11 protein-coding genes are annotated in these 13,210 nt (G+C 71.4%); 5 read left to right on the plus strand and 6 right to left on the minus strand.

Annotated elements, in window-relative coordinates; genetic code table 11:
* Positions 1-16: 16 nt before the first annotated feature.
* From ABZ671_RS21085 to rpsA, 4 genes are all read right to left on the minus strand, one after another.
* A complete protein-coding gene (locus ABZ671_RS21085; RefSeq protein WP_357860559.1) occupies positions 17-955 on the minus strand; it encodes a helix-turn-helix transcriptional regulator in 939 nt (312 codons plus the stop codon).
* 101 nt (positions 956-1,056) lie between these two features.
* Positions 1,057-3,165, minus strand: a complete 2,109-nt coding sequence (gene uvrB / locus ABZ671_RS21090) for an excinuclease ABC subunit UvrB (protein WP_357860562.1) — start codon at positions 3,163-3,165, stop codon at positions 1,057-1,059.
* A gap of 305 nt (positions 3,166-3,470) precedes the next feature.
* On the minus strand, positions 3,471-4,649 hold the full coding sequence (gene coaE, locus ABZ671_RS21095; protein ID WP_357860565.1) for a dephospho-CoA kinase: 1,179 nt from the start codon (positions 4,647-4,649) through the stop codon (positions 3,471-3,473).
* 194 nt (positions 4,650-4,843) lie between these two features.
* Entirely contained in the window at positions 4,844-6,328 is a 1,485-nt protein-coding gene (rpsA, locus tag ABZ671_RS21100; RefSeq protein ID WP_357860568.1) for a 30S ribosomal protein S1, read from the minus strand.
* Between the two features lie 367 nt (positions 6,329-6,695).
* Between rpsA and ABZ671_RS21105 the strand changes: the two genes are divergently transcribed.
* The 5 genes from ABZ671_RS21105 (at position 6,696) to ABZ671_RS21125 (ending at position 9,574) form a co-directional block, all read left to right on the plus strand.
* A complete protein-coding gene (locus ABZ671_RS21105; protein ID WP_357860571.1) occupies positions 6,696-7,499 on the plus strand; it encodes a class I SAM-dependent methyltransferase in 804 nt (267 codons plus the stop codon).
* A 71-nt stretch (positions 7,500-7,570) separates the two neighbouring features.
* The gene (locus tag ABZ671_RS21110; protein ID WP_357860574.1) at positions 7,571-7,792 is read left to right on the plus strand and encodes a DUF2945 domain-containing protein; all 222 of its coding nucleotides are present in this window, start codon (positions 7,571-7,573) and stop codon (positions 7,790-7,792) included.
* Positions 7,779-8,258, plus strand: coding sequence for a DUF3140 domain-containing protein (locus tag ABZ671_RS21115; RefSeq protein ID WP_357860577.1), 480 nt, complete (start codon positions 7,779-7,781; stop codon positions 8,256-8,258). The genes ABZ671_RS21110 and ABZ671_RS21115 overlap by 14 nt, the downstream gene beginning before the upstream one ends.
* 44 nt (positions 8,259-8,302) lie before the next feature.
* Complete coding sequence (locus tag ABZ671_RS21120; protein ID WP_357860579.1) at positions 8,303-9,052, plus strand: SDR family oxidoreductase; 750 nt, start codon at positions 8,303-8,305, stop codon at positions 9,050-9,052.
* A gap of 105 nt (positions 9,053-9,157) precedes the next feature.
* On the plus strand, positions 9,158-9,574 hold the full coding sequence (locus tag ABZ671_RS21125; RefSeq protein WP_357860582.1) for a MerR family transcriptional regulator: 417 nt from the start codon (positions 9,158-9,160) through the stop codon (positions 9,572-9,574).
* Between the two features lie 33 nt (positions 9,575-9,607).
* Here the strand turns inward: ABZ671_RS21125 and polA are convergent, their stop codons facing one another.
* Complete coding sequence (polA, locus tag ABZ671_RS21130; protein WP_357860585.1) at positions 9,608-12,307, minus strand: DNA polymerase I; 2,700 nt, start codon at positions 12,305-12,307, stop codon at positions 9,608-9,610.
* A gap of 123 nt (positions 12,308-12,430) precedes the next feature.
* The gene (locus ABZ671_RS21135; protein ID WP_357860697.1) at positions 12,431-13,183 is read right to left on the minus strand and encodes an amino acid ABC transporter ATP-binding protein; all 753 of its coding nucleotides are present in this window, start codon (positions 13,181-13,183) and stop codon (positions 12,431-12,433) included.
* Positions 13,184-13,210 lie beyond the last annotated feature (27 nt).

Below are 13,210 nucleotides of genomic sequence, written 5' to 3' on the forward strand. Positions count from 1 at the left end.
CCGGCCGTGCCGCCGCTCAGTGCGGCTCCGGGGCCACGGCCTCGCGCGACTCGGCCGCCAGAGCGTGCCGCGGCTCGCGGGGGCGGGGCACGAGGGCCGACCCGAGCCGGCGCGCCAGCAGCTCCACGCTCTCGTCCTCCGACAGCGCCGCCGCCAGCAGCCAGTCGATCAGCCGCTCGTAGCAGGCGAGGTCGGCCTCGGCGACCAGCCGCAGATCGGTGGTGAGTGTCTCCACCAGCACCGTGCGGGGGTCCGCCGGGTCCGGGTAGGCGTAGTAGGAGAAGGCGGCCAGCGGGTGGACGCCGCCGTGGGGAGCGGCGTCTCGCGACAACAGCCGGACGGTGATGTGCGGTCGCTCGGCGAGGGCGACCAGGTGCCGCAGCTGGTCCCGCCAGACGTCGGCCGGCGCGCCGCCCGGGTCGCAGACCCGCTCGTCGAGCAGGGCCGTGTAGCGGGGCGGGTCCGCCCGGCGCAGCACCTCCTGACGCATCGCCCGGGCCCGTACGTCCGCACCCACGTCCACGCCCTCGTGTAGCAGCGCGCCGGCGGTGACCCGCAGGCGGGCGTACGCCGGGGTCTGAAGCAGCCCGGGCACGACGGCGGGCTGGTATTCGACGATACGGGCGGCGCCCGCCTCCAGCTCCGCGTATGCCCGCTGTCGCTCCCCCATCTCGCTCAGCGCCCGGGACCAGCCCCGGCCGGTGGCGGCATCCCGGGCGATGACGATCAACTCGTCCCGCTGACCGGGCGGCACCTCGTAGACGTCGAGCAGGTCGAGCACGTCGGCCAGGTCCGGCCGGCTCTGGCCAAGCTCGATGCGGGACAACTTGGACGTGGACGCCCAACCGAGCCGGCCACAGACCGCCTCCAGGGTGAGCGACTGCCGGCGGCGGATCCGGCGCAGCTCCGCGCCGAGTCGCACCCGCCGGACGACAGGACTTGCTGACATCGGCATGCGTCCCTCCCCACCGAGGGAGACTACGCAGGACAGTCACAGACGGCAATACCTTGATTGCGTAGTGCTATCGAGATGTCGCGTCAGCTTCCGGCCGGCCGTCACTTCACGCCGGCGACGTCCATCCCGCGCAACTCCTTCTTGAGATCGGCGACCTCGTCCCGGATCCGGGCGGCCAGCTCGAACTGGAGCTCCCGTGCGGCGGCGAGCATCTGCTCGTTGAGCTCCTGGATGAGGTTGGCCAGGTCGGCCCGGGCCATCCCCTCCCGGGACGGGGTGGCGGCGCCGCCACGAGCCCGGCTGCGGGTCTCCTTGACCGGCGCCTTGCCCCGGGAGAGCTGCCGGGCGGCCCCGCCCACGCGGGTGTTCTCGGTGTCCTCCGCCTCGCGGTAGATGTCGTCGAGGATGTCGTGGATCCTTTTGCGCAGCGGCTCGGGACTGATGCCGCGCGCCTCGTTGTGCGCGATCTGCTTGGCCCGACGCCGGTCGGTCTCGTCGATCGCGTTCGCCATCGACGGGGTGATCTTGTCGGCGTACATGTGGACCTGGCCGGAGACGTTACGGGCGGCCCGGCCGATGGTCTGGATCAGCGACCGACCGCTGCGCAGGAAGCCCTCCTTGTCGGCGTCGAGGATCGCCACCAGGGAGACCTCGGGCAGGTCGAGGCCCTCCCGGAGCAGGTTGATGCCGACCAGCACGTCGTAGTCGCCCTTACGCAGCTCGCGCAGCAGCTCCACCCGACGCAGCGTGTCGACCTCGGAGTGCAGGTAGCGCACCCGGATGCCGTTCTCCAGGAGGTAGTCGGAGAGGTCCTCGGCCATCTTCTTGGTCAGCGTGGTGACCAGCACCCGCTCGTCCCGCTCGGTGCGCAGCCTGATCTCGTGCATGAGGTCGTCGATCTGCCCCTTCGTGGGCTTCACCACGACCTCCGGGTCGACCAGGCCCGTCGGCCGGATGACCTGCTCGACATACTCGCCCTGGGCCTGCTCCAACTCCCAGGAGCCCGGGGTGGCGGAGAGGAACACCAGCTGGCCGACCCGATCCAGGAACTCGTCGAAACGCAGCGGCCGGTTGTCGGCGGCGCTGGGCAGCCGGAAGCCGTGGTCGATCAGCATCCGCTTGCGGGACGCGTCGCCCTCGTACATGCCGCCGATCTGCGAGACCGTCTGGTGCGACTCGTCGATGACGGTGACGAAGTCGTCGGGGAAATAGTCGAGCAGACAGTGCGGAGGATCACCCGGCTGACGCCCGTCGATGTGCATGGAGTAGTTCTCGATGCCGGAGCAGAAGCCGACCTGCCGCATCATCTCGATGTCGTACGTGGTGCGCATCCGCAGCCGCTGCGCCTCCAGCAGCTTGCCCTGCCGCTCCAGCTCGGCCAGCCGCTCGCCCAGCTCGGTCTCGATGTCGCGGATCGCCCGCTCCATCCGCTCCGGGCCGGCCGCGTAGTGCGTGGCCGGAAAGATCAACAGGTGGTCGACCTCGCGGACCACGTCCCCGGTGAGCGGGTTGAGATAGTAGAGCTTCTCCACCTCGTCGCCGAAGAGCTCGATCCGGACGGCCAGCTCCTCGTACGCCGGAATGATCTCCAACGTGTCGCCCCGGACCCGGAAGGTGCCCCGCTGGAAGGCGATGTCGTTGCGCGTGTACTGGATCTCGACCAGCCGGCGCAGCAGCTGATCGCGGTCGAACTCCTGCCCGACCGCGACCCGGACCGCGCGGTCCAGGTATTCCTCCGGGGTGCCCAGGCCGTAGATCGCCGAGACGGTGGCCACCACGATCACGTCCCGCCGGGTGAGCAGCGACATGGTGGCGGCGTGCCGCAGTCGCTCGACCTCCTCGTTGATCGAGGAATCCTTCTCGATATAGGTGTCGGTCTGCGGAATGTACGCCTCGGGCTGGTAGTAGTCGTAGTAGGAGACGAAATATTCCACCGCGTTGTGCGGGAGCAGCTCCCGGAACTCCTTGGCCAACTGGGCGCAGAGCGTCTTGTTCGGCGCGAGCACCAGGGTCGGCCGTTGCAGCCGCTCCACCAACCATGCCGTGGTGGCGCTCTTGCCGGTGCCGGTCGCGCCGAGCAGTACCGTGTGACGATCGCCACGCCGCACGCGACGCTCAAGCTCGTCGATGGCTGCCGGCTGGTCACCGGCCGGCTGAAACTCGCTGACGACCTGAAAACGGCCGTCGAGCCGGGGAATGTCGAGCGCCATGACCTCAACGGTACGCCCGAGGCCTGACAGTTTCGGGCCACCCACCGCAGCTCCGAGACCTGCTTCGATATTCCCATTGTGTGCCCCAACCCGCCCGGCTACGCTCTCACCGTAGGCCGCTCGCGGCGGCCGTCCGGGCCGGTGGCCGCCCCTTCGGGGCCCGGCCGCCCCCGGCACCGACGGTCGCAGCACCCGGGACGACCGGCGTGCGCACCGACGTGGTCGCGCGGCACACGCGCAGACCGGCCGCCGCGAGCGCCCCTACTCGTCGCCGATCCCCACCGCCGCGCCTCACCAGGGCCGGGTCAGGGTAGCCAGCCGGTCCGCGCGGCCCACTCCTCGGCGCGCCGGTGCTCCTCGTCGAACCAGGGCTCCTTGAGCATGCCGTACGCGACGCTGTCCGGAGCCGCGGCGGCCAGTTCCCGCTTCAGCCGCAGGTAGGCGGCCCGCTGGTCCGGATCGGCGCGCAGGTGGTCGCGCATCAGCAGCGCGTACCGCCAGCCGGGCGAGCCGGCCTGGCGCAGATGCAGGTACACCGGGCGGGCCGGGTCGGCGCTGCCGTGCAGCCGCTTCTCCCACCGGGCGCCGCCCGGCCGGCGAGGGTTGTCCCACCAGTCGCCGGGCAGTCGCGGGAACCCGGCGTCGGCGAGCCGCTCGGCGAGCGCTCCGTCGGCCTGCGCCAGCGACGGCACGGTGAGCTGGATGTCGATGACGTCCTTCGCGGCCAGCCCGGGCACGGCGGTGGAACCGACGTGGTCCACCCGCACGTCGGCGCCGACCGCATGCCGGATCCGGGCGGCCAGCCGGGCGTACTGCCGGGGCCAGGTCGGGTCGGGTTCGGTGAGCACCAGCCGCCGGGGCCGGACCGCGCGACGCTCACGGAGGTTGCGCTCGTAGGGCACCAGACGCTCGCGCCAGAGCGCGTCCACCGCAGCGTGCAACTCGTCCCGGGTGCCGTCGTTGGTGAGCAACACGTCGGCCGCCGCTTCCCGGCGGGCGTCGTCGGCCTGCGCGGCGATCCGCCGCTCGGCCTCCGCGCGGTCCATGCCGCGGTCGCGCGCCAGCCGCTCCACCCGGGTGGTCACCGCCGTCTGCACCACGACCACCAGGTGGTACGTGGGCGCGAGCCCCACCTCGACCAGCAGCGGCACATCGTTGACCACGATCGCGTCCCGGGGCGCAACTGCCGCCAGCTCGGCGGTCCGCGCCCGGACCCGGGGATGGGTGATCGCCTCCAGCCGGCGGCGGGCCGCCTCGTCGGCGAAGACGATCGCGCCCAGCGCCGCCCGGTCGAGGGCGCCGTGCGCGTCCAGCACCCCGTCGGAGAAGGCGGCAACGATCTCGGCCAGCCCCTCGCTGCCCGGAGCGACCACCTCGCGGGCGATCCGGTCGGCGTCGATGACCACCGCGCCGAGTGCGACCAGCCGACTCGCCACCGCGCTCTTACCGGATCCGATCCCTCCGGTCAGTCCCACCCTCAGCACCGCCCCAGTCAACCCCACCCCCACCCTGCCCCCAACCCCGCCCCTCCCAGCAGCGCCCGGCCCCGGATAGGCGAGGGCCGGCCGCACAGGCGAGGGCCCCGCCCCCGGCGGTCCGGTGGAACCGGATCGCGGGGACGGGGCCCGTTGTGGTCGCCCTCGGCGTCAGGTGCGCCGGGGTGGAGTTGCCGCAGGGGTCACTTGCCGCCGGCGAGCTTCTCCCGCAGCGCGGCGAGCGCCTCGTCGGTGGCCAGGGTGCCGGCCGGCTCCTCGGCCTGCCGGCTCGGGGCCGAGGTCGAGGTGGTGGTGCCGGACACGGCCGGAGCCGGGTTGGCAGCGGCCTCGGCGTCGGCGGCCCGGGAGGTCTGCACCTGCTTGGTGTGGGCCTCCCAGCGCTGACGTGCCTCGGCGTACTGGTTCTCCCAGGTCTCCCGCTGCTTGTCGTAGCCCTCGAGCCACTCGCCCGTCTCCGGGTCGAAGCCCTCCGGGTAGATGTAGTTGCCCTGCTCGTCGTAGGTCGCGGCCATGCCGTAGAGGGTCGGGTCGAAGTGCTCCTCGCCCTCGACGAAGCCCTCGTTGGCCTGCTTGAGCGACAGCGAGATCCGGCGACGCTCCAGGTCGATGTCGATGACCTTGACCATGACCTCGGAGCCGACCTGGACAACCTGCTCCGGGATCTCCACGTGGCGCTCGGCCAGCTCGGAGATGTGGACCAGACCCTCGATGCCGTCGTCGACCCGGACGAAGGCGCCGAACGGCACCAGCTTGGTGACCTTACCCGGCACGATCTGCTGGATCGCGTGGGTCCGGGCGAACTGACGCCACGGGTCCTCCTGGGTCGCCTTCAGCGACAGCGAGACCCGCTCGCGGTCCAGGTCGACGTCCAGGACCTCGACCTCGACCTCCTGGCCGACCTCGACGACCTCGGACGGGTGGTCGATGTGCTTCCAGGACAGCTCGGAGACGTGCACCAGGCCGTCCACGCCGCCCAGGTCGACGAACGCGCCGAAGTTGACGATCGAGGACACGACGCCCTTGCGGACCTGGCCCTTCTGCAGCTTGTTGAGGAACTCGGTGCGCACCTCGGACTGTGTCTGCTCCAGCCAGGCCCGGCGGGACAGAACCACGTTGTTGCGGTTCTTGTCCAGCTCGATGATCTTGGCCTCGAGCTCACGGCCGACGTACGGCTGCAGGTCGCGCACCCGCCGCATCTCCACCAGCGACGCGGGCAGGAAGCCGCGCAGGCCGATGTCGAGGATGAGACCACCCTTGACGACCTCGATGACCGAGCCGCGGACGACACCGTCCTCGTCCTTGATCTTCTCGATCGTGCCCCAGGCCCGCTCGTACTGCGCCCGCTTCTTCGAGAGGATCAGACGCCCCTCCTTGTCCTCCTTCTGGAGGACAAGGGCCTCGATGTGGTCGCCGACCGAAACCACCTCGGCCGGGTCCACGTCGTGCTTGATCGACAACTCCCGAGAGGGAATGACGCCCTCGGTCTTGTAGCCGATGTCGAGCAGGACCTCGTCCCGATCGACCTTGACGACGGTGCCTTCGACAATGTCGCCGTCGTTGAAGTACTTGATGGTCTCGTCAATCGCGGCGAGGAAAGCTTCCTCGGAACCGAGATCGTCGTGAGTGACCTTGGTGGCGCTCGAGGGGGCCTCGATGCTGCTCGTCATGTGGGCGGTTGCTCCGGTCGGATGGGTTGTCACAGCAATGGCGTCGCGGTGACTCGTCCGCGCCAACGGATCCGTCGCCGGGCACACCGAACGATCGCCATCAGAAGATCATTAGTGGCTCCGGTGACCGCACACCTGCTCCCTGCCGAGGCACACGATCCGCGAGCGCATCGTCTAGCCTACCCGCTGCATTACCACAGCGTGCAAGCCCTCCCGTCTCTCGACGAGCGCGTCAGCTGCGAAAGCGGAGATTTCGCGTGGTGCGAGGCCCCGCATGTCTCGTCTGTCACATCTGCCCCAAGCGGCTCATCGACGCCTCGGTCAGCCCCGCGACGGGCGTCGCGGGGCCGAGGCCTAGCGTGGGCGGATGGACGACGACAGGGTGACCCGGCGCCGGGTAGGTGCCGCCGAGGTCCGCCGGGCCAACCGCGGCTGGTGGGACGCCGACGCCGACGACTACCAGGCCGAGCACGGGGCGTTCCTGGGCGAGGTGGACTTCGTCTGGTGCCCGGAGGGGCTACGCGAGGCCGATGCCCGGCTGCTCGGCGAGCTGACCGGCCGCCGGATCCTCGAACTCGGCTGCGGAGCCGCGTCCGTCGCCCGCTGGCTGGCCACCCAGGGGGCCCGGCCGGTCGCCCTGGATCTCTCCGCCGGCATGTTGCGGCACGCCGCGGCCGCCGCCGCTCGCACCGGCGTACGCGTGCCGCTGGTGCAGGGCGACGCGCTCGCCCTGCCGTTCGCCGACGCCGCCTTCGACACGGTCTGCACGGCGTTCGGCGCGATCCCGTTCGTGGCCGACTCGGCGGCGGTGATGCGGGAGGTGGCCCGGGTGTTGCGCCCCGGCGGTCGCTGGGTCTTCTCGGTCACCCACCCGATGCGCTGGATCTTCCTCGACGACCCGGGCGAGGGCGGGCTGACCGCCGTGCACTCGTACTTCGACCGCTCCCCCTACGTGGAGCAGGACGAGCACGGGGTGGCCACGTACGTCGAGCAGCACCGCACCCTCGGCGACCGGATCCGCGAGTTGGTCGGGGCCGGGTTCCGGCTGCTGGACGTGGTGGAGCCGGAGTGGCCGGAGGGCCACGAGGGGATCTGGGGGCAGTGGAGCCCGCTACGCGGCCGGCTCTTTCCCGGCACGGCGATCTTCGTCGCGGAGAAGCCGGCCGGATGAACCAGCCGGACAATCGGTGCGACTGAGCAACCGCGTCGTTTCCGCCTGGCGGCCCCGGGTACCCGGTGGGCATGGCCGACAAGGAGGAGTTCCGCCGGGGCGACCACGTCTCCTGGGCCAGCCACAGCGGCCGGGGGTACGGCGTGGTCAAGGAGAAGCTGGTTGACCGGACCCATGTCCGCGGCCACGCCGTGAACGCCTCGCCGGAGGAGCCGCAGTACCGGATCCGCAACGACCACTCGGGCCGGGACGTCGCCCACCGACCGGAGGTGCTGCGCCGTGAGTCACAGTAAGGACGGCGGGGACACCTATCGCGAGTTCACCGAGGCGGTGAACATGAAACCCGGTGAGCTGCGGAAGTGGCTGGAGACGGACGAGTCGAAGCACGTCGGCTGGCACAAGAAGGGCAGCAAGGGCGGTGAGTCGGTCGGCCACGAGTCCGGCCGAAAGATCATCGAACTGTTGCGCCGCAAGCGCGACCAGCTCTCCGAGGCCGACTACAAGCACATGCGCAAGGTCGTCGGCTACGTCCGGCGGCACATGGCGCAGCGCCCCAGCGGCGACGTACGAGCGACCCGCTGGCGATACTCCCTGATGAACTGGGGTCACGACCCCGTCAAGGCACCGCTTCCGCCGCCCGGCGGACCGTCCCGGAAGGCCCTGGAGCGGCACGGCGCCCCGCCGGAGAAGCGCGGGGGACCGGGACGTGGCCCCGCAACCCGCCGTTCGAAGCACCAACACGAATCGGGCGGACGGTGACCGCTTGACCCTGCCGCTGACGGCAGGGTCGGACCATCGGCGGCATGAACAATGTGCAACCCAGGGTCGTCATCGTCACCGGCGCGGGCACCGGCATCGGCCGGGCCACCGCCCGTGCCTTCAGCACCGAAGGCGCCCACGTGCTCGCGGTCGGCCGCCGCGCCGCGCCGCTGGCCGAGACGGCCGCCGGCCACCCGCTGATCACCCCGCTGACCGTCGACGTCACCGCTTCCGACGGGCCGGACCGGCTGGTCGGTGCCGCCCTCGACGGGTACGGACGGCTGGACGTGCTGGTCAACAACGCCGGAATCGCCGGCGGCGGCCCCCTCGCCGAGCTGGACGAGACCGCCGCCCGGCGCCAGCTCGACACGAATCTGCTCGCCCCGGTTCGGCTGGCCCACGCCGCGGTGGCAGCCCTGGCCGACACCCGGGGTGTGATCGTCAACGTCACCACGTCCGTCGGCCAGCGGGCCTGGCCGGGCTCGTCGGTGTACGCGGCGGGCAAGGCCGCTCTCGACTCGCTGACCCGCAGCTGGGCGGTGGAACTGGCCCCGCGCGGCATCCGGGTGGTCGCGGTCGCCCCGGGTGCGATCGACACGCCCATCGGCGAGCACCAGGGCCTCACCCCGGAGCAGCGCGCGGCGGTACGCCGTTGGCAGCTCGCGCACACCCCCCTCGGCCGGATCGGGTGCCCCGAGGACGTAGCGTGGGCGATCCGGCAGCTCTGCGACCCGGCGGCGGGCTTCGTCACCGGCGTGGTGCTGCCGGTCGACGGCGGAGCGGTGGTCGCCTGACCGGCCGCCCGTACCGGATGCCCGATATCGCGGCGTCCCAGCCCGGCGCAGGCGCAACGCCGGCGAAGCGGGGTCGATCACGGCGACGGTACGGAGGACGAGCACGTGCGGATCGGCGAGCTGGCCAGGGCGAGTGGCTGCACTCCCCGCGCCTTGCGCCACTACGAGGAGCAGGGCCTGATCGCCTCGGAGCGGGCGGCGAACGGCTACCGCGAGTACGCCGAGACCGCCGTCACCCGGGTCCGCAACATCCGGAACCTGCTCGGCGCCGGGCTGACCCTGGAGGACGTCCGGATCTTCCTGCCCTGTCTGGACGGTGACATGGCCGCCGCCACGCCCTCCCCCACCGCCGTCCGGGTCGGCCTGGATCGGCTGGCCGCCCTCGACGCCCGGATCGCCGCCCAGGTGGCGGTCCGAAACCGCCTAGCCGCCGCCCTCCGCCAGGCCACAGTGCCCCTCCCCCCACCCCCTCCCGTTGAGCATGAGGTTAGCGGCGGTCATGGAGATCCATATCGCCGCTAACCTCATGATCGACAAGATGGGCGGGGGTGGGGGTTAGTGGGCGGCGGTGTGCCAGTTGGGGCCTTCGCCCAGGGAGACCTCTAGGGGCACTGACAGGGGGTATGCCTCGCCCATCTGGGTGCGGACCAGGGCTTCCAGGGGCGCCCGCTCGCCGGGGGCGACCTCGAAGACGAGCTCGTCGTGCACCTGCAACAGCATCCGGGAGCGCATCCCGGCCTCGCGCAGTGCGGTGTCGACGTGCAGCATGGCGACCTTGATGATGTCGGCCGCCGAGCCCTGGATCGGGGCGTTGAGCGCCATCCGCTCGGCCATCTCCCGGCGCTGCCGGTTGTCGCTGACCAGATCCGGCAGGTAGCGGCGGCGGCCCAGGATGGTGGAGGTGTAGCCGTCCTGGCGGGCCCGGGCCACCACCTCCTGCAGGTAGTCGCGGACCCCGCCGAAGCCGGCGAAGTAGTTTTCCATCAGCCCGCGCGCCTCCTCGGCGCTGATCCCGAGCTGCTGGGAGAGGCCGAACGCGCTCAGCCCGTACGCCAGGCCGTAGTTCATTGCCTTGATCTTGCGCCGCTGGTCGGCGGTGACCTCATCGACCGGTACGCCGAAGACCGAGGAGGCGGTGGCGGCGTGGAAGTCGTGCCCGGAATTGAACGCCTCGATCAGCGCGTCGTCCGACGACAGGTGCGCCATGATCCGCATCTCGATCTGGCTGTAGTCGGCGGTGAGCAGGCACTCGTAGCCCTGGCCGACCACGAAGGCGCGGCGGATCCGCCGCCCCTCCTCGGTGCGGATGGGGATGTTCTGCAGGTTGGGCTCCGTCGAGGAGAGCCGGCCGGTGGCCGCCACGGTCTGGTTGAACGTGGTGTGGATCCGTCCGTCGTCGGAGACCGACTTGAGCAGCCCGTCCACTGTCGACTTGAGCTTGGCCACGTCCCGGTGGCGCAGCAGGAACTCCAGCACCGGGTGCGGCTGCTGCGCGTAGAGCCACTGGAGGGCGTCGGCGTCGGTGGTGTAGCCGGTCTTGATCTTCTTGGTCTTGGGCAGGCCCAGCTCACCGAAGAGGATCTCCTGGAGCTGCTTGGGCGAGCCGAGGTTGAACTCCCGACCCACCGCCGCGTACGCGCCCTGCGCGGCGGCCTTCACCTCGGCGGCGAAGTGCGCCTCCAACTCCGACAGGTAGTTGGTGTCGGCGGCGATGCCGGTGCGCTCCATGGTCGCGAGAACCCGCATCAGTGGCAGCTCCACGCCGGCCATCAGCCGGGCCGACTGCTCGCCGTCGCGGGACAGCTCGGCGTCGATCGCGTCGGCCAGGTCGAGGGTGGCCCGGGCCTGAAGCATCAGGTTCTGCTCGGCCTCACCGTCGTTGCCCAGCACGTCGAGGGTGAGCTGGCCGGTCTCCGGCGCGTCGGCCCGCAGCTCCCGGTGCAGGTAGCGCAGCGCCAGGTCGGTCAGGTCGTAGGAGCGCTGGTCGGGGCGGGCCAGGTAGGCCGCGATCTGGGTGTCGCGGGCGATGCCCCGCAGCTCCCAGCCGCGCGCGGCGAACGCCAGCACCGCCGGCTTGCTGTCGTGCAGCACCTTGAGCCGCCCGTCGTCGGCCAGCCAGCCGGCCAGGGCGGCCTCGTCGGCGGCGTCGAGGGCGGCCGGGTCGAACCAGACGGCCGCACCGGCCGCGGTGGCCAGCGTCATCCCGGTCACCGCGGCGGTGTGCCGCCGGTTGGGGCCGGTGTCGAGCTTGACGGCCACGCCGACCGGGGCGCCCGCCGGGGCGTGGGTCGCCAGCCAGCCGGCGAGGGCGCCGGGCTCGGTGAGCACCTCACCGGCCAGTTCGAAGCCGGCCTCGGCCTCCGGCTCGACGGCCTCCAGATATTGATAGAGCCGGTCGCGCAGGATGCGGAACTGGAGGGTGTCGAAGACCTGGTGCACGGCCTCCCGGTCCCAGCCCTGCCAGCGGGCGTCCTCGGGGCGGACCGGCAGCTCCAGATCGGCCACCAGGCAGTTGAGGTCGTAGTTGCGGATCACGTCGGCGAGCCGCTCGCGCAGGCTGTCGCCGGCCTTGCCCTTGATCTCGTCGGCGCGGGCGACCACGCCCTCCACCCCGCCGTACAGGTTGATCCACTTGGCGGCGGTCTTCGGGCCGACGCCGGGGACGCCGGGCAGGTTGTCGCTGGTCTCACCGACCAGGGCGGCCAGATCGCGGTAGCGCTCCGGGCCGACGCCATACTTCGCCTCGACCGCGGCCGGGTCCATCCGGGCCAGATCGGAGACGCCCTTACGCGGGTAGAGCACGGTGACGCGGTCGCCGACGAGCTGGAACGCGTCCCGGTCGCCGGAGGTGATCAACACCTCCATGCCCTGGTCGCGGGCCTGGCAGGCGAGGGTGGCGATGACGTCGTCGGCCTCGTAGCCCTCCTTCTCGACCACCGGGACCCGCAGCGCGGCGAGGACCTCTTTGACCAGGCTCACCTGGCCCTTGAAGTCGGTCGGGGTCTCGCTGCGGCCGGCCTTGTATTCCGCGTACTTCTCGGTGCGGAAGGAGCGGCGGGAGACGTCGAAGGCGACCACGATGTGGGTGGGCTGCTCGTCGCGGAGCACGTTGATCAGCATCGAGGTGAAGCCGTAGACGGCGTTGGTCGGCTGCCCCGTGGTGGTGGAGAAGTTTTCCACCGGCAGGGCGAAAAAGGCCCGGTATGCCAGGGAGTGTCCGTCGACGAGGAGCAGGCGCGGCGTCGTAGCTGTCACGGCAGCGACTCTAGTCCGTACCGCCGACAGGCCCGGCCTCCGGCACGGCGCGGCCGCCACGATCTGCCCGCCCTGGGCGGTCTGTCGGGGTCCGGTGCGGCCCGCGCCGCACCGGACCCCCGGTCAGAGGACCTTGGCCAGGAACGCCTTCGTCCGGTCGTGGCGCGGGTTGGCGATCACCTCGCGCGGGTTGCCCTGCTCGACGACCACGCCGCCGTCCATGAAGACCAGCGAGTCGCCGACCTCCCGGGCGAAGCCGATCTCGTGGGTCACCACGATCATCGTCATGCCGTCACGGGCCAGGTCCTTCATCACGTCGAGGACCTCGCCGACCAGCTCTGGGTCGAGCGCGCTGGTCGGCTCGTCGAAGAGCATCAGCTTCGGCTGCATGGCCAGGGCCCGGGCGATCGCCACCCGCTGCTGCTGGCCGCCGGAGAGCTGACCCGGGTACGCGCCGAGTTTGTCGCTCAGCCCCACCCGCTCCAGCAGCTGCGCCGCCCGGTCCCGGGCCTCGGCCTTCTTGGCCTGGCCGAGCAGCACCGGTGCCTCGACGATGTTCTGCAGCACGGTCATGTGCGGGAACAGGTTGAACCGCTGGAACACCATGCCGATCGCCCGGCGCTGCGCGGCCACCTCCTTGTCCCGCAGCTCGTGCAGTTTGCCGCCGCGCTCCCGGTAGCCGATCAGGTCGCCGTCCACCCAGATCCGGCCGGCGTTGATCTTCTCCAGGTGGTTGATGCAGCGCAGGAACGTCGACTTGCCGGAGCCGGAGGGCCCGAGCAGGCAGCACACCTCGCCGGCGCGCACCTCCAGGTCGATGCCCTTGAGCACCTCCAGGGGCCCGAACGCCTTGTGCACCTGCTCGGCCCGGACCATCAGGCCGGACTCCGCCGTCGGCGCCCC

It is taken from the genome of Micromonospora sp. NPDC006766 (assembly GCF_040636055.1).
Lineage (GTDB): Bacteria > Actinomycetota > Actinomycetes > Mycobacteriales > Micromonosporaceae > Micromonospora.

What these genes read in the sequence shown, in the direction of transcription:
- ABZ671_RS21085 (WP_357860559.1), bottom strand. Translation starts at nt 955, where the DNA reads ATGCCGATGTCAGCAAGTCCTGTCGTCCGGCGGGTGCGACTCGGCGCG.
- uvrB (WP_357860562.1), bottom strand. Translation starts at nt 3,165, where the DNA reads ATGGCGCTCGACATTCCCCGGCTCGACGGCCGTTTTCAGGTCGTCAGC.
- rpsA (WP_357860568.1), bottom strand. Translation starts at nt 6,328, where the DNA reads ATGACGAGCAGCATCGAGGCCCCCTCGAGCGCCACCAAGGTCACTCAC.
- ABZ671_RS21105 (WP_357860571.1), top strand. Translation starts at nt 6,696, where the DNA reads ATGGACGACGACAGGGTGACCCGGCGCCGGGTAGGTGCCGCCGAGGTC.
- ABZ671_RS21110 (WP_357860574.1), top strand. Translation starts at nt 7,571, where the DNA reads ATGGCCGACAAGGAGGAGTTCCGCCGGGGCGACCACGTCTCCTGGGCC.
- ABZ671_RS21120 (WP_357860579.1), top strand. Translation starts at nt 8,303, where the DNA reads ATGAACAATGTGCAACCCAGGGTCGTCATCGTCACCGGCGCGGGCACC.
- ABZ671_RS21135 (WP_357860697.1), bottom strand. Translation starts at nt 13,183, where the DNA reads ATGGTCCGGGCCGAGCAGGTGCACAAGGCGTTCGGGCCCCTGGAGGTG.